At 69.8% G+C, this 20,843-nt stretch carries 17 protein-coding genes; 11 read left to right on the top strand and 6 right to left on the bottom strand.

What is annotated here, in order from left to right:
• On the bottom strand, positions 1 to 1,773 hold the full coding sequence (locus tag HNR51_RS18615) for a GMC family oxidoreductase (protein ID WP_182555938.1): 1,773 nt from the start codon (positions 1,771 to 1,773) through the stop codon (positions 1 to 3).
• A gap of 38 nt (positions 1,774 to 1,811) precedes the next feature.
• On the bottom strand, positions 1,812 to 2,522 hold the full coding sequence (locus HNR51_RS18620; RefSeq protein ID WP_182555939.1) for a gluconate 2-dehydrogenase subunit 3 family protein: 711 nt from the start codon (positions 2,520 to 2,522) through the stop codon (positions 1,812 to 1,814).
• 426 nt (positions 2,523 to 2,948) lie between these two features.
• Between HNR51_RS18620 and HNR51_RS18625 the strand changes: the two genes are divergently transcribed.
• Both HNR51_RS18625 and HNR51_RS18630 read left to right on the top strand, forming a co-directional pair.
• Complete coding sequence (locus HNR51_RS18625; RefSeq protein WP_182555940.1) at positions 2,949 to 3,386, top strand: hypothetical protein; 438 nt, start codon at positions 2,949 to 2,951, stop codon at positions 3,384 to 3,386.
• On the top strand, positions 3,377 to 5,014 hold the full coding sequence (locus tag HNR51_RS18630; RefSeq protein WP_182555941.1) for an L-dopachrome tautomerase-related protein: 1,638 nt from the start codon (positions 3,377 to 3,379) through the stop codon (positions 5,012 to 5,014). The genes HNR51_RS18625 and HNR51_RS18630 overlap by 10 nt, the downstream gene beginning before the upstream one ends.
• 7 nt (positions 5,015 to 5,021) lie before the next feature.
• On the opposite strand, the gene HNR51_RS18635 is transcribed toward HNR51_RS18630, so the two are convergent.
• Positions 5,022 to 5,903 carry an IclR family transcriptional regulator gene (locus tag HNR51_RS18635; protein ID WP_182555942.1) on the bottom strand — a complete coding sequence of 294 codons (882 nt, stop codon included), beginning with the start codon at positions 5,901 to 5,903 and terminating at the stop codon, positions 5,022 to 5,024.
• Between the two features lie 45 nt (positions 5,904 to 5,948).
• A complete protein-coding gene (locus tag HNR51_RS18640; protein WP_182555943.1) occupies positions 5,949 to 6,719 on the bottom strand; it encodes an HpcH/HpaI aldolase family protein in 771 nt (256 codons plus the stop codon).
• A gap of 195 nt (positions 6,720 to 6,914) precedes the next feature.
• On the opposite strand from HNR51_RS18640, the gene HNR51_RS18645 reads away from it, so the two are divergent.
• The 6 genes from HNR51_RS18645 to iolE are packed head-to-tail and all read left to right on the top strand — an operon-like array spanning position 6,915 to position 14,527.
• The gene (locus HNR51_RS18645) at positions 6,915 to 8,048 is read left to right on the top strand and encodes a M24 family metallopeptidase (RefSeq protein ID WP_182555944.1); all 1,134 of its coding nucleotides are present in this window, start codon (positions 6,915 to 6,917) and stop codon (positions 8,046 to 8,048) included.
• 46 nt (positions 8,049 to 8,094) lie between these two features.
• Positions 8,095 to 9,969: a thiamine pyrophosphate-dependent enzyme gene (locus tag HNR51_RS18650; RefSeq protein WP_182555945.1), complete on the top strand. Its 1,875-nt coding sequence runs from the start codon at positions 8,095 to 8,097 to the stop codon at positions 9,967 to 9,969.
• An 11-nt stretch (positions 9,970 to 9,980) separates the two neighbouring features.
• A complete protein-coding gene (locus HNR51_RS18655; RefSeq protein ID WP_182555946.1) occupies positions 9,981 to 11,189 on the top strand; it encodes a mandelate racemase/muconate lactonizing enzyme family protein in 1,209 nt (402 codons plus the stop codon).
• 2 nt (positions 11,190 to 11,191) lie between these two features.
• Positions 11,192 to 12,016, top strand: a complete 825-nt coding sequence (locus HNR51_RS18660; protein ID WP_182555947.1) for an SDR family NAD(P)-dependent oxidoreductase — start codon at positions 11,192 to 11,194, stop codon at positions 12,014 to 12,016.
• On the top strand, positions 12,013 to 13,512 hold the full coding sequence (locus HNR51_RS18665; RefSeq protein WP_301549780.1) for a sugar porter family MFS transporter: 1,500 nt from the start codon (positions 12,013 to 12,015) through the stop codon (positions 13,510 to 13,512). The genes HNR51_RS18660 and HNR51_RS18665 overlap by 4 nt, the downstream gene beginning before the upstream one ends.
• Complete coding sequence (gene iolE, locus HNR51_RS18670) at positions 13,505 to 14,527, top strand: myo-inosose-2 dehydratase (RefSeq protein ID WP_182555948.1); 1,023 nt, start codon at positions 13,505 to 13,507, stop codon at positions 14,525 to 14,527. The genes HNR51_RS18665 and iolE overlap by 8 nt, the downstream gene beginning before the upstream one ends.
• Positions 14,528 to 14,586: 59 nt before the next feature.
• Here the strand turns inward: iolE and HNR51_RS18675 are convergent, their stop codons facing one another.
• On the bottom strand, positions 14,587 to 15,501 hold the full coding sequence (locus HNR51_RS18675) for a LysR family transcriptional regulator (protein ID WP_012455937.1): 915 nt from the start codon (positions 15,499 to 15,501) through the stop codon (positions 14,587 to 14,589).
• Positions 15,502 to 15,641: 140 nt separating this feature from the next.
• Between HNR51_RS18675 and HNR51_RS18680 the strand changes: the two genes are divergently transcribed.
• Positions 15,642 to 17,141, top strand: coding sequence for a CoA-acylating methylmalonate-semialdehyde dehydrogenase (locus tag HNR51_RS18680; RefSeq protein WP_182555949.1), 1,500 nt, complete (start codon positions 15,642 to 15,644; stop codon positions 17,139 to 17,141).
• Between the two features lie 553 nt (positions 17,142 to 17,694).
• On the top strand, positions 17,695 to 18,699 hold the full coding sequence (locus tag HNR51_RS18685) for a LysR family transcriptional regulator (RefSeq protein ID WP_182555950.1): 1,005 nt from the start codon (positions 17,695 to 17,697) through the stop codon (positions 18,697 to 18,699).
• A gap of 23 nt (positions 18,700 to 18,722) precedes the next feature.
• Here HNR51_RS18685 and HNR51_RS18690 read toward each other — a convergent pair whose 3' ends face one another.
• The gene (locus HNR51_RS18690; RefSeq protein ID WP_182555951.1) at positions 18,723 to 19,019 is read right to left on the bottom strand and encodes a SemiSWEET family transporter; all 297 of its coding nucleotides are present in this window, start codon (positions 19,017 to 19,019) and stop codon (positions 18,723 to 18,725) included.
• Positions 19,020 to 19,219: 200 nt separating this feature from the next.
• Between HNR51_RS18690 and HNR51_RS18695 the strand changes: the two genes are divergently transcribed.
• Positions 19,220 to 20,620: an amidohydrolase family protein gene (locus HNR51_RS18695; protein ID WP_210280120.1), complete on the top strand. Its 1,401-nt coding sequence runs from the start codon at positions 19,220 to 19,222 to the stop codon at positions 20,618 to 20,620.
• The last annotated feature ends 223 nt before the right edge of the window (positions 20,621 to 20,843 follow it).

Raw genomic sequence — 20,843 nt, forward strand, 5'->3', positions numbered from 1 at the left:
TCAATTCGCCACCAGCGGACCGCGCTTGTCGAGATACGTCTCGATGATCGCTTTCGCAGTCCAGAGCGTCAGGGCGCCGACCGTTCCGGTCGGGTTGTAGCCGGCGTTGTTGGGAAAGGACGAGGCGCCGAGGACGAAGACGTTGTGAACGTCCCAGCTCTGCTGGAAGCGGTTCAACGCGCTGGTCTTCGGGTCGAGCCCCATCACCGCGCCGCCGTTGGTGTGGTCGCTGGCGAGCTGGTAGGGCGAGGCGTGCTGGTTGGTCGCGTTCGTGGCGACGACGAGCTTCGCCCCCATCTTCTTGCCGATCTCGACGCTCTTGTCCTCGATCAGCTTCGCCGAGCGGCGGTCGTTCTCGTTGTAGTCGTAGGTGAGCCGCAGCAGCGGGAGGCCGTGGATGTCCTTGTACTCGGGATCGAGGTCGAGATAGGCGTCCTTGTGCGCGAAGCTCGTACCCTGGCCGAAGATGAAGGTCCCGTTCTGGAAGCTGTGGGTGTAGGCCTTCTTCCATTCGCTGCCCCAGCGGGGCGTTCCCGGGGGAAGGAAGTCGGCATTGCCGATCGGGCGGGCGCCGCGGGAGACCACGAGGATGCCCGCGCCGCCGATGAAGTCCATGCCGGTATGGTCGAAGTTGTCGCCGTTGAAGTCGTCGATCTGGGCCGAGAGAGCGCCGGCGCCGATGAACTGGTTGAGGTACTCGTTCTCGAAGAAGATGTTCGCGCCGGAGACGGTCTGGAAGCTGTAGGCCCGGCCGACGACGCCTTCCCCGGTCGCGTGGTCGTAGGGCTTGCCGATCTTCGAGAGCAGCATCAGCCGCACGTTCTGCATCTGGAACGCGGAGAAGACGACGATGTCGGCCGGCTGCTCCCAGGTCTTGTTATCCTTGTCGACGTAGGTCACGCCGGTTGCGGTCTTCCCGTCCGGGGCGAGGTTGGCGCGCAGGACCGTGGACTCGGTCAGGACGCTGAAGTTCTTGCGCTGCATCAGCACCGGGACGACGCAGTTGTTGGGCGTCGATTTCGACCAGTTGCCGCAGCCGTAATACATGCAGTAGCCGCAATAGGTGCAGGGCCCCATCCGGACGCCGAGCGGGTTCGTGTAGGCCGCCGAGGTCTGGCCCGCCGGGACCATGAAGGGGTGGTAGCCGAGGCTGGCCGAGGCCTCGCAGAAGAGGTCGGTCAGGCGGGTCGTCTTGAGCGGCGGCAACGGATACTCGTCCGAGCGCGCGCCCTCGAAGATGTTGCCGCCGGGGATCTTTTCGCCCTTGAGGTTGCCGGCCTTGCCGGAGACGCCGGCGATCTTCTCGAACCGGTCGTAGAACGGTTCGAGGTCGTCGTAGGTCACGCCCCAATCCTGCACGATCAGGCCGTCGACGAACTGCGCGGCGCCGTAGCGCTCGACGGTCATGCTGTAGGGCTGGAAGTCGAACGGCAGGAAGCGCCACGCCATGCCGGCCCAATGGGTGCCCGACCCGCCGACATTGTAGCCCCACTCGTTGAAGTGCCAGTCCCGCGCGGGCAGCGCCTTCTGGGTCGGGTCGTTGCGGAAGGTGATGGTCTCGATGGCCGGCGGCAGCAGCATCGCCCGCCGCGTGTCCCAGCGCAGCTCGTCCATGTCGACGGAGGGCGGAAAGTCGACCGCCGTCTCGACCCAGGGACCCCGCTCGATGGCGACGACGGTGAGGCCGGCCCGGGTGAGTTCCTCGGCCATGAGCGAGCCGCACCAGCCGAGCCCAACGATCACGGCATCAACTTTGGGATGAACGTTGGCCATATCGGACGACAACTCTCAAAAGAAAAGACGGAAGAGGCTCAAAGAGTCTTGTCGATCATGCTGACCGGAACGAAGTCGAGCTTCTTTCCCTTCAAGTCGATGACGTCGCGGAAATCGTACTGCGCTCCGGGAAACCCGAGCATCCGCCAGCTGACGAGATCCTTGTTGCCGCCGTAGAGCGGGTCGGCGAGGAAGCCTTCGCGGACGTTCTGCAGGATCTGCTCGAACATCTCCTTCGCATCGACCACGCCGAGATCGAGCGTTCCGGCCTCCATCGCCGAGAGGACCTTGTCCTGCTCGGCCGGCGGCAGGGCCGCGTAGCCCTTGCCGTGGGCGGCGCGGCAGTGGCGATCGAGGGCGGCGAGGCCGAGCCGGTAGCGGTCGGCCGGGGCGAGGGGGGATTGGATGCCCTGCTCGGGGGTCCCCTTGACGAAGCGGCCGAGGCGGTACTGCGTCGCCGCCCGGCCGTAAGGTCCGGCCAGCTCACGGTCGATGAAGCGGACGCAGCCCGCCTCCTTGCCGCCGACGCTCAGGTCGTCCGCCGGGATGATCCGGTCGGCCATGGCACCTACGGCCTCGGCTTCCGCGAGCGTGAAGAACACGAGGCGGTCCGGTCCCGGATCGGGCAACGGCGGAACCTTGGCCTGACCGGGCTCCCAGGGCATCTCGCCGCTGAGTTCCGCAGCCTGCGCGGTGGAGGCGTTGCCAGCAAGGGCCGCCATCGAGGCGAGGATTTGCCTTCTGTTCATGTTCCCCCCGGCGCCGATACTTTGATCGGCATGCGCTTGGCCTTCGAGATTGTGCCGAGCGTCAACACTTGCCGACCGGATTCATGTTGAATCCGGATGTGGGCAAATAAGACAGGGCATCACACAACTGTCGCGAAGCATGAGTGTCTGCACAAACGGCAGCACGCTCGATCACGACGGACGCCCCACGCTGCGCTCGAATTGACCACCTCTCGTTGCATTAGCATTTGTATAGATCAAGCCTGCGCGGCGGTCTCTTTCCGAAACGGACACGGTGTCTCCCCGGGCCGGCAGAAATTCGGGGTTGGCGCATCGCCGTCCCTTCCTGCCCGGCGCGCCCGCCTCGGGGCGGATCGAGAAGCGTGTCGCCCCGCAGGCCATGAGCTTGCGTGAGACCGCGGCAGCGCCACGGCCGAGTAGCCGGGCATGGCGGGCCTCGACGACGAGATCCGCGCCGTGGCCGACGGCGGCGACCCGCTCGATCTCGGCATCGGCACGCTCTTCGTGGCCGACCCGGAGGGCCACACGATCGAGTTCGTCGCAGCCGACAAGGGCACCTTCGCCGGGATCCCGCCCGAGGCGCAGGATGCGTTGCGAGAGCCGTGCTCCGCCCCGATGATCGGACCGGCATTCCTCAGCCCTTGTCGTGACGCGCCTTCTTCGTCGGATTGGGCTCGAGCCCGCCACGCGCTTCCGCGACCGACCTCGGAACTCTCGCCGAGGACGCAAGAGACCCTTGCCCCGGCGGCCAGCCACGATCGATTGTACCTCCCGTTTGCCTCCCTATGCTGCCGCCGCCTTTCACCCGTCGATCCGCGCTCGCCGTGCTTGCCGCCAGCGGAGTTCTGCCCCCCATGTCGATGACCGTCGCAGCGGAGGCGCGTGCCGCCTCCGCGCCGACGCCGGCCCTCACGGTCGCGGCGCAATCCCGCTGGCTGTGCAACGGCGTCGCCGCCGCCCCGGACGGCACCCTGTTCCTCGGCCTGCCGCGCTTCCCCGACCACACCGCGACGCCCTCGCTCGTCAGGGTCGAGCCGGACGGGGCGCTGTCGCCGTTCCCCGGTGGGACGTGGAACGCCTGGAGCCGGGACGGCGACGGGCGCGAGACCTTCGTCACCGTGAACGCCGTCCACGTGTTCAACGACGGCACGCTGTGGGTCGTCGATCAGGGCGCGGTGGGCGGTCAGGCCGTGCCGGGCGGGCCGAAGATCGTCCGTATCGATCCCCGCACCGGAACCGTGCTCGCGGTGCTCCGCTTCGGCGACGACATCCTCCCGGCCGGCGCGGCGATGAACGACCTGCGCCTGCACGACCACATGCTCTACGTCACGGATTCCGGGCTCGGCGGCCTCATCGTCCACGATCTCGCGGCGAACCGGACCCTGCGCCGCCTCTCGGGCCACCCGCTTCTGCGCAAGCCCGAGGGTGCGGCGCAGAAGGGGAAGGGCGGCCGCATCCTGGCCGATGCCGCCGACCGCCACCCGGCCGTCGCCAGCGACATGATCGAACTCGATGCCGACGGGGCCTGGCTCTACTGGGCGACGCCGACCGGGCCGGTCCGCCGGATCGCGACGGCTCTGCTCACGGACGAGAGCCTGACGGACGCCGACCTCGCGGCGGCGATCCAGACCATCGCCGAGATCCCGACCATCGGCGGCACGGCGATGGACACGCTGGGCAACCTCTATCTCTCCGACGCCGAGAACCGCCGGATCGCCGTGCTGACGCCGCAGGGGCGGATGCTGACGCTGGTGCAGGACGACCGCTTGGTCTCGCCCGACGCGATCTGCATCGACGGGCAGCGGCGTCTGCTGGTTCCCGCGTCCCAGCTCGAGGATCTCGCCTCCGGAGCCGGCGGAGACGACCGGACGCGGGCGCCCTGGCAGGTTCTCGCCCTGCCGCTGCCGCGGGAACTGGCCGGCCTCCGGCTCGGTGAGGCGGTGACCGGCCGCTCGCCGCCGCGCGGTCTGTCCAACATCCACGGCATCGAGCATGTCGCGATGACGGTGCCCGACATGGAGGCGGCGATCCGCTTCCTTCAGGAGGCGTTCGGCGCGACGGTTCTCTACCGCCACCTCAAGCTGACGGACGAGCCGCTCACGGCCGCCGATGTCGGCCGGATCAACGGCCTGCCGGAGACCGCGACCCTGCGCGGCGCCTGCCAGATGCGCCTCGGCGACGGGGCCAATATCGAGCTGTTCCAGCTCACGGGAATCGCCCGCACCGAGGCGGCGGAGATCAACGATATTGGGCTCAACCACTTCAGCCTGTTCGTGGACGACATCGCGCTGGCAACGGAGCGGTTCGCGGCCGCGGGCGGGACGCTGCTCGACGGCCCCAACGACCTCGGCCTCAACGAGACCGGGGCGGGCAACCAGCTGTGGTTCGGCCGGATGCCGTGGGGCACCTGGGTCGAGTTCATGACCTTCCGCTCGCCGCTCCGCTACGATGCCGGCGCGACCCAGGAGCGCCGGTTTCCGGCCCGCGGCTGATCCGGGATCAGGTGCCGACCGCCATCGGCACCGACCGGCGCGAGATCGCACCGAGGGAGGCGGTGAGGTCGCGCGCGACCGTCCGGTCTCCCGGAACCCGGCGCCGGCTCAGGTCGGCCAGCAGCGCGTCGCGCGTGGTGAGAACCGCCAGGATCAGCGCGTCATGCTCGACCTCGAACCGCGCCTCCGTGGTGGAGAGGCTGACCCCCAGAAGGTCGCCCGGACCGGGGCCGGCCTGGAGCGTGAAGGCGATGCAGCAGCGGCCCTGGACCAGTTCGGAATGCTCGACCGCGTAGCCGCGCAGGCGGGCTTCGGCGAGGTTGCGCAGGAGCGCCTCGGGATCGGTGATCGTGTTTCCGGTGAAGCGCCGGAGTTCGCCCCGCCCGTAGAGGGCGCGGATCTCCCCGTCGTCGAACCGGGCGAGCAAGGCCTTGCCCATGGCGGTGGCGTGGGCGGGCAGCCGCTTGCCGACCCGCGAGACCGCGAGCACCGAGTAGCGCCCCTCCTCGCGCATCACGTAGAGCACGTCCTCGCCCTCGATCGTCGCCACGCTCGCCGTCTCGCCGGTCCGCTGCGCCAGGGCGCGCAGGGTGGAGCGGACGCTCTCCTCGAACGGAACGTTGCTCTGGTAGGCGCCGCCGATCTCCGCCGCGGCCGAGCCGAGACGGTAGTGCAGGCTTCCCGAGATCCCGGGCGCGGCCTCCTCGACGACGAAGCCGCGGGTGCCGAGGGTCTTGAGGGTGCGATAGAGCAGCGAGCGCGAATAGGTCGTCCGCTCGATCAGTGCCGCCAGCGTCATCGGGCCGTCCGCCCGCGCGAGGGCGAGCAGGAGGTCGGCCGCGCAGGCGGCGGCCGGGGCACTATACTTGAGCTTCTCGTCGGATTGCATCGGCAACTCCCCGTCGTCGAGGATCGACCTCGCCGAGACGGCGCCTCACGTCAACGCCTTGACCGCCCGGATCGCCTGCTGCCCGCCCTGGGCGATGAAGGCGGAATCGGAGCCGATTCCGACGAAGGCGAAGCCCATCTGGACGTAGCGCGCGGCGGTGGCCGCATCGCCCGCGAGCACGCCGGCCCCGATGCCGGCACCGCGGCAGGCGGTGACCACAGAGCGCAGGGCGGCGGCGAAATCGGGCGCGTCGGGGGAGGGTGTCGTGCCGAGGGCCGCGGCGAGGTCCCGCGGCCCGACGAAGAGGACATCGACGCCGGGCGTGCGGGCGATGCGCTCCACATCCGACAGGGCCGGCTGCGTCTCGATCTGCACGATCGCCACCACGGCGTCGTTGGCGCGGCTGAGATAGTCGGGATCGAGGCCGAAGGCGGCGGCGGAGTGGTAGGTCGCGACGCCGCGGTCGCCCTGCGGCGGGTAGCGCAGGTGGCTGACGAATTCCGCCGCCTCTTCGGCGCTGTCGAGCCGGGGCGCCATCACCGCCTCGACGCCGAGATCGAGCACGCGGCCGCACCGGATACGTGTCGGTGTCTCGACGCGGACCGCCGTGCCGACGCCGTGGCGCTTGGCGACGGCGATCTGACCGATCAGGTCGCGCTCGTTGCCCGCCCCGTGTTCGAGGTCGAAGAGCAGCCAGTCGAAGCCCGCGATCGCGCAGACCTCCGCCGCGACCGTCGAACCTAGGCCGACGAAGGTGCCGTAGGTCGTGCCCGACCGGACGAGTTCCCCGAACGGCATCGGTTTGGTGCCCACCATCTGCTGCGCCCCGCTATTTCATATTTGAACTCAATGCTCAGACAATGAAGCATCCTGACATCCGGATTGCAATATGAACTAAAGGTGAAATTCTGGGTTGAACTGTCGATCATCTTGTTTTAGCAATCATCGCAAGAAATGACTGTTCAAATATGAACCGCTAGCAGCTCCCTCGAAGGGAGCGCAGGAGGAGGCATGACGCCGGAGCATCTGTGCGATCGGGATGTCGAGGCCGTCGTCGCGACGACGCCCGAGAGCGTCTTTCTGCTCTCCGGCCATCTCACGTGGCTGGGCGAGCGGATGCGGGGCTGGATGAGTGGCACTGAGGGCGACGCCGCCTTCCTGCCGGGATATGCCGTCCTGACCCGGGACGGTCGGGTCGGCCTCGCGGCAGGCGCGGTCACCCGGACGGCGGCCGAGGCCGCGGCGCCGGACAGTCTCGTGCTGTACGGCCGCGCTTGTCCGTCGGCCGGCGCCGACGATGCGCTGTCCCGGTTGCTCGCCGAGATGGGCCTTACCGACCGCACCATCGGGGTGGAATGGGACGGGGCCGGCCGCGGCCTCGCCCGATGCCTGGAGTCGGTCGCGACCCGGGACGCCTCCCTCTGGCTGCGCAACCTGCGCGCGGTGAAGACCGAGGCGGCGCTCGACACGATGCGGGCGGCCGCGACGGCGACCGAGGCGGCCATGGCGGCGGTGTTCGCCGCCTGGACCGCCGACGCGGATCCGCGGGCGCTGCGGACGGTGTTCCGCGTTGCTCTGGCGGAGCGGGATTGCGACTTCGACCATCTGGTCTACGGAGCGCCCGGCGGCGGCGTGTGCGACGCCGTGAGGCCGCCGGAACCGGTCACGGCCCTCTTCTTCGACGCCGGCGCCCGCTGCGGGCGCTACTACTCGGATACCGGCACGACGCTGACGCGCACCGGCTTGACGGCCGCCGACCGCGAGCGCCACGCCGCGGCCCTCGCCGCGCTGGCGGTGGCCGAGCGCGCCCTGCGGCCGGGCCAGCGCGCCTCCTCGGCCTGGTTGGCGATGCAGGACGAGGCGCGCCGGATTCCGGGCCTCGTCGCGCAGGGGCACGGCCTCGGTCTCGGCATCCGTGAATGGCCGCTGCTCGGTCCGCCGAGCGACGCCGTGCTGAGCGACGGCCTCGGCACCTACCCGGTCGATGCCGTCCTCGCTCCCGGCATGGTGGTGAACCTCGAGGCCGGCGGGCACTTCGCCGACGGCACCTCCGTGCAGATCGAGAAGAGCTTCGTCATCGGCGCCGACGCCGCCGTCCCGCTGGCCGCGCAGCCGCGCGACGTCCCGATCCGCCTCCCGGCCTGATCCCACCCCCGAACCGATCCCCACCCTGACGAAAGGCACTCTGCCTATGCCCCGACAGAAGACCATCCGGCTGACGACTGCCCAGGCGATCCTGCGCTATTTCGCGGCCCAGCACACCCGACGCGACGGACGCGAATTGCCGCTCATCGGCGGCGTGTTCGGCATCTTCGGCCACGGCAATGCCAGCGGCTTCGGCCACGCCCTCGCGACCGGAGCCGGCGGGCTCACCTACCACCAGGGCAAGAGCGAGCAGGCGATGGTCCATGCGGCGATCGGCTATGCCCGCGCCCACAACCTCGCCTCGACCCTGGCGGTGACGGCCTCGATCGGACCGGCCTCCACCAACCTCGTCACCGGTGCCGGTACCGCCACGCTCAACCGCGTGCCCGTGCTGCTTCTGCCGGGCGACGTCTTCGCCAGCCGCCGTCAGGGCCCGATCCTGCAGGGGCTGGAGATGGCGGGCAGCTACGACATGACCGTCAACGACACCCTGCGTCCGGTCAGCCGCTTCTTCGACCGCATCACGCGGCCCGAGCAGATCATCCATTCCCTGCCGCACGCCACCGCCGCGCTGCTCGACCACGGCCAGGCCGGCGCCGTCACCGTGGCCGTCTGCCAGGATGTCGAGGGCGAGGCGTTCGACTTTCCCCTGGCGCTGTTCGAGACGCGCGTCCACGACCTCGAGCGGCTCGCGCCCTCCGAATCCGTCCTGGCGGCCGCCGCCGAACGGGTACGGACCGCGCGCAAGCCCATCATCATCGCGGGCGGCGGCGTCCGCTACGCCGAGGCGGAGGCGAGCCTCGCCGCCCTGTCCAACGCCTGCGGCATCCCGGTGGTCGAGAGTTTCGCGGGCCGCGGCGCCGGCCGGGCGGCGAGCCTCAACGCGGGCGGCATCGGCTTCATCGGATCGCCGGCCGCCAACGAACTCGCGACCGAGGCCGACCTCGTGCTCGCCGTCGGCACCCGCCTGTCGGACACGCTGACCGGATCGCACACGCTGTTCCAGAACCCCGATGTCAGCTTCGTGGCGCTGAACCTCGCCGAGCGCGACCTGTGCAAGATGGGCGCGCTGGCGCTGCGGGCCGATGCCCGGGCCGGGCTCGACGGGCTCGCGGCGGCCCTGGAGGGCCACACCGCCCCGGCCGAATGGCGGGACCGCGCCGACCGGGCGATCGTGCGCCACGTCGCCCGGGTCGGCGAGATCGTCGGGACCGAGAATCGCCGCATGACCGGCTACGAGGCGGTCGCCGAGATCAAGGACGCCGCCCGCCGCGAGGACCGCGTCGTCTTCTCGTCCTCGACGGCGATCGGGCAGGCCCACACCATCTGGGACAGCCGCAGCGATGCCCCGGTCGACATGGAATACGGCTTCAGCTGCATGGGCTACGAGATCCCGGCCGCCCTCGGCGCGGCGATGGCCGGCACGGTGAAGGGCCGCATCCTCGCGCTCATCGGCGACGGCACCTTCCTGATGGGCAACACCACCGAGATCGTCACGGCGATCCAGGAGGGCCTCGCCTTCACGATCGTGGTCGTCGTCAACCGCGGCTGGCAGTGCATCCGCGGCCACCAGCTCGGCTCCTACGGCGAGGAGTTCGGCACGCAGTTCCGCCGCCGCGAGGGGAACGCCCGCAATCTCACCGGCGAGACGCTCGCCATCGACTACGTCGCCAATGCCCGCTCGCTGGGCGCCGACGGCGTCGACGTGCACAGCCGCGCCGAGCTCCGGGCCGCCCTGGAGCGGGCGCGCCGTTCCGACCGGCCCTTCCTGATCGCCGCGCATGTCGAGGACGCGCCGCTGCCGATCGAGAGCGGCGCCTGGTGGGAATTCGGCATTCCGCAGGCGGATGCCCCCGAGAGCCTGCGCGAGACCCGCGCCGCCTTCGAGGCGGCCGCCGCGAAGCACCGCTGGTTCGTCTGAGGGAGGGGATCATGAAGGGTACGACGATCACGCGCGTCTCGACGCTGCGCAGCGCCCTGCAGCCGAACCTGCTGTGGGTGGAGATCGAGGATGCCGACGGGGCCGTCGGCCTCGGCGAGACCTTCTCGCTGGCCGAGACGGTGGAATCCTACATCCACGAAGGCGCGGCCGATTACCTGCTCGGTAAGGATGGGGGCGACATCGCCGGGCACTGGACGACGCTGTTCCGCCAGCGCGGCCGCTCCGGCATCGGCGCGGAGACCCGGGGTGCGGCCGCCATCGACATCGCCCTGTGGGACCTGCTCGGCCACCGCACGGGCCTGCCGCTGTGGCAGCTCCTCGGCGGCCGCTCGCGGGAGCGGATCCGCGTCTACAACACCTGCGGCGGCCCGAACTACGTGCGGGCCGCGGCGGTGGCGGGGCGGCAATATACCGGTGACTTCGTTCGCGACCGCTACGACGACCTCTGGGGCTTCATGAACGAGCCCGAGCGGCTCGCCGAGAGCCTGCTCGCCGAGGGCGTGCGCCATATGAAGATCTGGCCCCTCGACGACATCTCCGTCGTGAACCAGGGGCTGCACATCTCGGCGGCGGAGCTGCGCACGGCGCTCGCCCCGCTCGCCCGCATCCACAAGGCCTTCGAGGGCGAGATGGAGGTCGCCCTCGAGATGCACGCGCGCTGGACCGTGCCGGTAGCAAGCAAGATCGCCCGGGCCGCCGAGCCGTACCAGCCGATGTGGATCGAGGATCCGGTCAAGCTCGACAACCTGCGGGCCATCGACGAGGTCTGCCGCGCGACGACCATTCCCGTCCTCGTCGGCGAAACCCAGGGCTCGCGCTACCCCTATCGCGAGATCCTCGAACGCACGGGTGTCGGCATCATCATGTCCGACCCGTGCTGGACCGGCGGCGTGACCGAGCTGCGGCGCATTGCGGACCTTGCGGCCACCTACCAGCGCGCCTTCACGCCCCATGACTGCACCGGCCCGATCGGGCTCGCTGCCGGCGCGCATGTCGCCCTGCACGCAGAGACGGCGATCTTCCAGGAATTCGTCCGCGCCTTCTACCACGGCTGGTACCGCGAAGTGAGCGAGGGCCTGCCGGTGATCGAGAACGGCTGGCTCAGCGCGGCCGACCGGCCCGGCCATGGCGTCACGATCCCCGACGAAGTCCGCAAGCGCGCCGAATGGTCGATGCGCACGAGCCGGAAGGGAGCCTGACCATGGCGAACCCGACTTCGACGCCCGGCCTGCGCGAGGGCCTGAGCCACACGCCGCGGCACCGCCCGTCGGACCGGCTCGCGGGCGAGACGGTCGTGATCACCGGTGCCGGCAGCGGCGTCGGGGCCGAGACGGCCCGCATCCTCCACGCCGAGGGCGCCCACGTCGTCCTGAACGGGCTCACCCCCGAGCGGCTTGAAGCGGTCGCCGCCGAACTCGGCACCCGCGTGACGGTCCTGCCCGGCGACGTCACCGACCTCGCCTATCTGGAGCGCCTCGCGGAGCGGGCGCAGGCCATCGGCGGGGGCCGCGTCGGCGTCCTCGTGAACAATGCCGGCGCCACGATCCGCGGCTCCCTGGCCGAGACCACCCCCGACAACTTCATGTCGACGGTGGAGCTCAATTTGAACGGGGCGGTGCAGCTCACCCGCCTCCTGGCACCGGCTATGTGCGAGGCGCGGCAGGGATCGATCGTCAACATGGCGTCGATCACCTCGCTGAAAGGCTTGGGAGGTGCTGTCGCCTACACGGCCTCCAAGGCGGGCATGACGGGGGTCACCCGGGCGCTGGCCGTCGAGCTGGCCCCGTTCAACGTCCGCGTCAACGCGGTCTGCCCCGGTGTGATCGATACGCCGATGACCTGGGAGCACGCCGAGGCGCAGCCCGATCCGGCCGCCCACTACACGATGCTCCGGGCACGCCAGCCGATGAACCGGCTCGCCTCCGCCCGCGACTGCGCCCTGGCGGTGCTGTTCCTGGCGAGCCCGGATTCCGCCTTCATCACCGGGGCCGCGCTACCGGTCGATGGCGGGCGCCACATCGCCTGAGAACGCCGACCTCGGCCCGCGACGACAAGCCGACACAGATCAACCCAGGGAGGAACGAGCACATGTCCCATGGAGTCATGGCGCCGGACACGGTCGCCCTCGATTTGCCGGAACTCGGCAAGGGCCGTCACACCGCCCGGCTCAGCCTGATCGGCGTGATCGCCACCTTCGGCGGGCTGCTGTTCGGCTACGACACCGGCGTGCTGAACGGGGCGTTGCCCTACATCGCCGACTATTTCCGCCTGTCGCCGCTTCAGGAGGGGCTGGTCACCTTCAGCCTGCTGATGGGCGCAACCCTCGGCGCCTTGGTCAGCGGCCGGATCGCGGACCGGATCGGCCGTCGCGCCACCATCACCGGCCTTGGAGCGCTGTTCTTCGTCGGCGCGCTCGGCTGCGTCGTGGCGCCGACCTACCACATTCTCATCGCGTTCCGCGTGGTGCTCGGCCTCGCGGTGGGCGGTGCGTCGGTCACGGTGCCGGTCTACCTCTCCGAGGTCGCGCCCACGGAGCAGCGCGGCAGCATGATCGGCCGCAACGACATCATGATCGTGTCGGGCCAATTCCTGGCCTTCCTGTTCAACGCCATCATCGGCAACCTGCTGGGTGACAGTGATTCCGTCTGGCGCCTCATGCTCGCCGTCGCACTCTTGCCCGCCATCGTCCTGTTCGTCGGGATGCGTCGGATGCCCGAGAGCCCGCGGTGGCTGATGGCGCAGGGCCGCTCCGCCGAGGCGCTCCAGGTGCTGCGAACGGTCCGCTCCGAGGAGCGCGCGCAGGCAGAGATGGAGGAGGTGCGCGCCCTCACGAAGATTGACGCGGTCGCGCGCTCGACGGGTTGGCGCGACCTCCTGGCGGAACCGTGGTTGGTCCGCCTGCTCTTCGTCGGAATGGGCCTCGCGGCGCTGGCGCAGCTCACCGGCATCAACTCGGTGATGTATTACGGGACGCAGGTGTTGGAGCAGGCGGGCTTCACCCGGAACACCGCCCTGATCTTCAACGTCCTGAACGGCGTCATCAGCATCGTCGCGATGCTGATCGGCGTGGCGGTGGTCAACCGCGTCAACCGCCGCACGATGCTGATCCTCGGCTTCGGCTGCGTGACGGCGCTCCACGTCTTTATCGGCGTGACCGGCATCGTGCTGCCCATCGACAACCCGATCCGACCCTATCTTCTGACCATCGGAATGCTCGGCTTCCTGGGCTTCGTGCAGGGCACGATCACACTCGTCGGCTGGATCGTGATGTCGGAGATCTTTCCGCTGCGTGTCCGCAGACTGATGATCGGCGCGAGCGTCGCCGTTCTCTGGCTGACCAACGCGCTGATTTCGCTTGTTTTTCCTCCCGTTGTGCAGGCCCTCGACTTCGCGACGTTCCTGTTGTTCGGCGGCTGCTGCCTGTTCGGGGTGATCTTCACCGCACGCTGGCTGCCGGAGACGCGGGGCCGAAGCCTCGAATCGATCGAAGCCGAACTGGCGACGGGAGGCACCCGTGCCTGAATCCATCCGACTCGGGGTTAGTCCGATCGCCTGGATCAACGACGACCTGCCGGAACTCGGGGCCGGAACGCCGCTGGAGCGCATGCTCCGCGAGGCCGCCGCGATCGGCTACGAGGGGATCGAGCTCGGCGGCACCTTCCCCCGCGACCCCGAAGCCCTGTCCGCCCTCCTGGCGCCGTCCGGACTCGTCCTGGCGGCGGGATGGTACGCGAGCAGCCTCCTGACCGGCGATGCCGAGGAAGAGATCGAAGCGCTTCAGCCGCATCTCCGGCTGCTGCGGGCGATGGGCTGCGACGTCTTCATCGCCGCCGAGTGCTCGACCTCCGTCCATGGCTGCCGCGCCGTGCCCCTGTCCGACCGACCGGTCCTCGACGGGGCAGCTTGGCGCCGCTTCGGCCGGGATCTGACGCATCTGTCCGAGTACCTCGCGCGGGAGGGTTTCCGCCTCGCCTACCACCACCATCTCGGCACGGCCGTCCACGGCTTGGCCGACCTGACTGCCCTTCTCGCCTACACTCCGAGCCATGTCGGCCTCGTGCTCGACACGGGCCATGCTGTCCTGGGCGGAATCGACCCGGTCGCCGTGATCCGCGAGCACCCGGAGCGCATCGTCCATGTCCATTGCAAGGACGTGCGTCTGCCGGCCTTCGCCGCGGTCGAGGCGAGGGGCAGCTTCCTCGATGGCGTGCTGGCGGGCATGTTCACGGTGCCGGGGGACGGCAGCCTCACCTTCGGCCCGGTCTTCCGCGCACTCGCCGACATCAGGTATCGCGGCTGGCTGATCGTCGAGGCGGAGCAGGATCCCCGGATCGCCGATCCGCGCATCTACGGTCGGATCGGACTGGAGACCGTGCGTCGAGAGGCGGTCGGTGCGGGCTTGGCGGCGGGAACGGGGCTGGGCGGGGCACTCGCCCGCGCCGCGATCGAAGCGCCCGCGCCCCTCGACACGCCTTCGCAATCGCCGGTAGCGACGCCGCTTCCTCTCGCGGAGCCGGCCCTGTCCGGGCTCGCCTAGGACCCAGCCGTTCCGTCAAGCCGGGCCTCGAAGAGGCCGACTCCGCGCACATGGTGCGTTCAGCCCGCGCCGCCTCGGAGCGCGGCAGGCGGGGGCAGGAAGCGGTCGCGCTCCTCACGGAAGCGCCGGGCGAGGAAGTCGCGGCAGGCGGCGATGCGGCGGCTGCCGTGATCGTCGGGATGCGACATCAACCAGTAGCTCCGCCGGAACGCCGTCTCCGGCAGGATGCGCACGAGGTCGGGCAGCGCCGCGGCGGCGAAGTCGTGCAGGATGCCGAGGCCGGCTCCCGCCCGCACCGCTTCCAGCTGCGCGACGGCGCCGACGCAGCGGAACACCCTGGCCACGCGATCCTGCAGGAAGGCGGTATAGTCCAGCGCCGAGGCGTAGGCGTAGTCGTCGACGCCGATCACCGCGGCATGGCTTCCGAGATCCGCCACGCTCTCCGGCATCCCGGCTCGGTCGAGATAGGCCTTCGCCGCGTAGAGGCCGAGGCTGTAATCCGACAGCTTCGAGAGGATCAGCCGGCCATGCGCCGGCCGGTCGAGCCCGATCGCGAGGTCCGCCTCCCGGCGCGAGAGCGAGAACGAGCGCGGAAGCGGCACGAGTTCGATCACGAGGTTGGCGTATCGGCTCGCGAACAGGCCGAGTTCCCGCGCCAGGAACAGGGTGCCGAGGCCGTCCGGAGCACCGATCCGCACCGTCCCGCTCGGCTCCGCCTCCTGCGCCCGCATCCGCGCGGCGACCGCCAGCACCTCGGCCTCGATCCGCTCCGCCACCGGGACGAGTTGCTCGCCCGCCTCCGTCAGCGCGGAGCCGTTCGGCCGGCGATGGAACAGCGGGGTGCCGAGCGCCGCTTCCAGCGCGTCGAGCCGGCGCGCCACCGTGGCGTGGTTGAGGCCGAGCCGACGGCCGGCTTCGAGCATCTGACTGTGCCGGGCGACCGCGAGGAAGACTTGCAGGTGGTCCCAGTTCACGTGTCCCTCGCCGAAGGGCTATAAAATCCGCACAACGGTTCTATGAAATATACCGTTGAGCTTTATTTTTTGTAGGGCGATGAGCGGCCCGTCAATCTGCAGCGGCGTATGCCGCCCGACGCGTGACGAGAGGAAGCGCCATGGCCACACCGATTCCCCACTTCATCGACGGCGCCCGCGCCCCCGGCCGCTCCGGCCGCTCCGCGCCCGTCTACAACCCGGCCACCGGCGAGGAGACCGGCGCGGTGGCTCTGGCGAGCCGCGACGAGGTCGAGGCCGCGGTCAGTTCGGCCCGCGCCGCCTTCCCGGCCTGGGCCGCCACGCCGCCGCTGCGCCGCGCCCGCATCCTCAACCGCTTCCTGCGCATCCTCGAGGACCGCATCGACGAACTCGCCGCGCTCATCACCGCCGAGCACGGCAAGGTGCTCTCCGACGCCAAGGGCGAGATCCAGCGCGGCGCCGAGGTGGTCGAGTTCGCCACCGGCATTCCGCAGCTTCTCAAGGGCGAGGTGACGGAGAATGTCGGCACCCGTGTCGATTCCCACTCCCTGCGCCAGCCGCTCGGCGTGGTCGCCGGAATCACCCCGTTCAACTTCCCCGCCATGGTACCGATGTGGATGTTCCCCGTCGCGCTCGCCTGCGGCAACTGCTTCGTGCTGAAGCCCTCCGAGCGCGATCCCTCCGCCGCGCTGCTGATGGCGGAATGGCTCAAGGAGGCCGGCCTGCCCGACGGCGTGTTCCAGGTGGTGCAGGGCGACAAGGAGGCGGTCGACGCGCTGCTGTACAGCCCCGGCATCAGCGCGGTGAGCTTCGTCGGCTCGACGCCGATCGCCCGCTACATCTACGCCACCGCCACGAGCCAGGGGAAACGCGCCCAGGCGCTGGGCGGCGCCAAGAACCACATGATCGTCATGCCCGACGCCGACCTCGATCAGGCGGTCGACGCGCTGATGGGCGCGGCCTACGGCTCCGCGGGCGAGCGCTGCATGGCGATCTCGGTGGCGGTGCCGGTGGGCGAGAAGACCGCCGACGCGCTGATCGAGCGGCTGATCCCGAAGGTGCGCGCCCTCAAGGTCGGTCCGGGCACCGACCCCGAATCGGAGATGGGTCCGCTGGTCACGCGCCAGCACTACGACAAGGTGCGTGGCTACATCGACCGCGGCGTGGCCGAGGGCGCCGAACTCCTGGTCGACGGGCGCGACCTGAAGCTCCAGGGCTACGAGGACGGCTACTTCGTCGGCGGCTCGCTGTTCGACCGGGTGACGCCCGACATGACGATCTACCGGGAGGAGATCTTCGGGCCGGTGCTCGCGGTGACGCGGGCCCCGGACTACGCGACGGCGGCGCAACTCATCAACGCGCACGAGTTCGGCAACGGCACCGCGATCTTCACCCGCGACGGCGACGCGGCGCGGGAATTCGCCCACGCGATCGAGGTCGGCATGGTCGGCATCAACGTGCCGATCCCGGTGCCGATGGCGTTCCATTCCTTCGGCGGCTGGAAGGCCTCCTTGTTCGGCGACCACCACATGCACGGGCCGGAGGGCGTGCGCTTCTATACGCGGCTCAAGACGATCACGACGCGCTGGCCCACCGGCATCCGCGCCGGCGCGGACTTCGTCATGCCGACGATGCAGTGACGACGTGATCGCCTAAACTCATCGGGCCTCGTCCGCGAAACGTCGTGGGCGAGGCCCGGCGCAGGGCACAGCCATTCTCGTGCCCCGCACCCCTCGGTGCGTTGCAAGCCGGTCGGCGAACGGGCGCGCCGATCTGAGCCAAGCGGGGGTAACGAAACGAGGTCGATCGGGATTCGTCCGGTACGGTCTCGGCCGACCGCGCCTTCCCTTCCGCGGAGGCTTGTCCTTGCCCGGGCCGGGCTCGACGCATCGACACGATCGGGCGGTGCCAGTCGGTACCTGCGCCGGCATTTGCTGAAGCTGTTCCGAGAGGTTGATGCGCTGGGTGCGGGTGAACGGCTCGCGCCGCACCGGGCCGCCGGTCTGCCGCGCCTTCAGGATGCCCTCGATCCGGCAACGCCGATCGCGCCCGCAAGCAAGAATGACGGGTGGCGACTGGACACCGCCGGAACGGCCGCGGCAGAGCCATGCGCATGACAATCAAATGTGAATCGTAGGGTAATGGTCCTATCGATCCCTTGATACCCCGAAAATCGGCGTTCTAATGCAGCGGATGGGGCGGCTCGACAGCATTGACGATCTTCGCGTCTTCGACGCCATCGTGCGCGCGGGCAGCCTGTCGAGGGCCGCACAGGAACTCGACGTCTCGCTCACCCTGGTTTCCAAGCGTCTCAAACGGCTGGAGGCGCAGCTCGGCGTCCGCCTGCTCCAGCGGACCACACGTCAGCTCGGCCTGACCGAGGAAGGCCAGGAATTCCTCGGACGCTGCCGGCTGGCCCTGGATGCCATCCAGGCGGCGGAGGAGGTCTGCGGTGACGGCCACAGCGGGATCGTCCGCGTGACGGCCACGGCCGCCTTCGCGCAGCGGCAGATCGCACCACGCCTGCACCGCTTCCTCGCCCTTTATCCCGACATCTCAGTCCAGATTCTGACCAGCGACGACGTTCTCGATCTCGTGGAGCGCCGCATCGACCTGGCCATGAGGCAGGCCCCTTTGGCCGACAGCCGCCTCATCGCCCGTCCTCTCGTGCCCGACGCACGCATTCTGTGCGCCTCTCCGGCCTATCTCGCAGAGGCCGGTACACCGCGAGATCCCATCGATCTGACCAAGCATGCCTGCCTGACGGTGGGCGATCCGCCGCCGGCCCAGTGGCGGCTTTGGCGCGGTGAGGAGTCGGTTGAGGTCTCGATACGCTCCGTGGCCGGCGGCAATGATGGCGAGATCTGCCATGTCGGCGCGCTGGCGGATCTAGGCATCGCGATGAAGGCGGCCTGGGATGTGGTCGACGACGTGCGTGCGGGCTGCCTCGTGCGCATCCTGCCGGAATGGTGGGGCGGGACCGACCGATGGGTCCGCATCGTCTACCCGGCGCGCCTGCATCAGCCCCGCCGGGTCCGCGCCTTCGTCGCTTTCATGGAGGAGGAGATGATGCAAGCGCTGGCCGAGTCCGCGGATCTCGGCCTGTTCGAGGCTTCGGCGCTGGCCAAGCTGCAGCCGCGCCTCGGGACTGCCCGGCGCCGTCCCCTGCCCACCCACCCCGCCGCGGAACCGGGCTGACGCAGGCGCGCCGGGCGGACCCGTCAAAGCGCGCTGATCAGCGCGAGCGCCCCGAGAACGACCCCGGGGGCATTGGCGAAGGAGACCGGCCAATCGCGGCGCAATGCGCCATAGGTCGTCCACAGCCCGCAATTCACCACCGTGGCAAGCGGTTGGATGATCGAGCCCTTCTGACCGGACAGGTTGAGCGGAATCTGGTCGAGGTAGGAGACGAACATCAGCACGCTCGTGGCGGTCGCGATCCAGCCGAGCCAGCGCACGAAGCTGTCGCTCGTGCCCGTGGGGTGGCTCCGGGTGATGGCGTGTCCGTTCGAATTCACACATGTCTCCTCGTTCGGACGGCCTTGCCGGCAGCGCCGGCGCCGGTCGCCGTCCTGCGGCGTCGCGCATCAACGCGCGGCACGGTCCGGCCGGCCGGCCCGGAACGGAAAGGAACCTTGTCAAATCCGGCCACAATGATCCGATCGCCGATGTCCCATACTGAGGCGAGCGGCGATCGGGCGGGAGGCCGGACGAGACGATGGCGATGCGTCGGCGGGATCTGGGCAAAGCGATGTGCGGTGCCGTGCTGGCGAGCGCCTCGACCCATGCGGCGGCGGACGCGCCGCCGGGCGACACGACCCTGATCCGCGGCGGCTACGTCATGACGATGGAGGCCGCGCGGGGCGATCTTCCCGAGGCCGACATCCTCGTGCGCGACGGGCGCATCGCGGAGATCGGGCACGGCCTGCCTGCCCCGGCCGGAGCCGACATCGTCGAGGCGGCGGGCACGGTGGTCCTGCCGGGCTTCGTCGATGCCCACACCCACGGCTCGATCAGCCAGATGCGGGGCCTCTACGGCAACACGCCCGAGACCGCGTTCTTCTCGGTGACCAGCCGGCTGTCGGCGCATTACACGCCGGAGGACACCTATCTCGGCATGCTGCTGAGCGCCGTCGAGAGCGCGGCCTCCGGCATCACCACCACGGCGGATTTCTTCGACAACGTGCGCGACCGCGCGCATGCCGAGGCCGGCCTCACGGCGCTGCGGGATGCCCCGATCCGGGCGAGGCTGCTCTACGGAATGAAGAGCAAGACCACCGCGGACCCGATCGATCTCGCCCAGGTCGAGGAATGGCAGTGGGGCTGGGAAGAGCGCTCGGCCGGCGGCCGCCTCTCCCTCGGCCTCGCCTGGCGCCTGCCGCAAGCCCTCGACGACGCACAAGCCTGGGCGGTCAAGGACCGGGAATGGGAGACCGCGCACCGGCTCGGGCTGCCGATCCAGGTCCATGTCAGCGGCACGGTGCCCGGGCGGGCGGAGGCGATGTTCGACGCCCTGATCGCCCGGCGGATGCTGCGTCCGGGCCTACAGGTCATCCACGCGACAGACGCCCGCGACGACCAGATCGCCGCGTTGGAGGAGGCCGGTTCCGGACTCGTGGTCACCCCCTTGACCGAGCATCGGGTCGGCTACGGCCTGACCCGGATCGATCGCTTCGCCGGAATCCGGCGCCTCGGCTTCGGCATCGACGGCAGCGCACTCGCCGGCTTCACCGACATGTTCGCCCTCATGCGCCTCGCCGCGCTCACCCAGGCCGGCTCCGCGCGTAACGAGCAGGCTGTCTCTCCGCGTCGGCTTCTGGAATTGGCGACGGTCGGCGGCGCGCGGGCGTTGGGCCTCGACGCGACGACCGGCTCCCTCGCGCCGGGCCGCGCCGCCGACCTGCAGATCATCCGGCTCGACGCATGGAATTTGGCGGGATTCGACGGAGGCGACCCGTCGGCACTGCTGGTCTACTCGGCCCGGCCGGAGGATATCACGGCCGTCATGGTCGCTGGCCGTTTCGTGAAGCGCGACGGTCATCTCACGTCCTACAATGTCGCGGCACTCCACAACCAGGCTCGTCAGTCTATTCGAAACATCCGCAGACGCGCCCGATAGATCAATGATCGCAGACCTTGACCCGCGGGGAGGGATGCGGGATGGCCCAGGCTCTGCACGGCCGTGCCCGCCGGACAAGGCGACCGTGCGGAAGGCCCGTCTGGACCTCGGGCTGCCGGTCAAGAGGCGCAAGACAGATTCGCGCGTCACGGCCGCGCAACCGGGCGCCCGCCGAGATAAAGCGCCGCAACATCGTCGCGTGCGCGCAGTGACCTGACCGGTA

Origin of the sequence: Methylorubrum thiocyanatum (assembly GCA_014138645.1) — a bacterium.
Lineage (GTDB): Bacteria > Pseudomonadota > Alphaproteobacteria > Rhizobiales > Beijerinckiaceae > Methylobacterium > Methylobacterium thiocyanatum.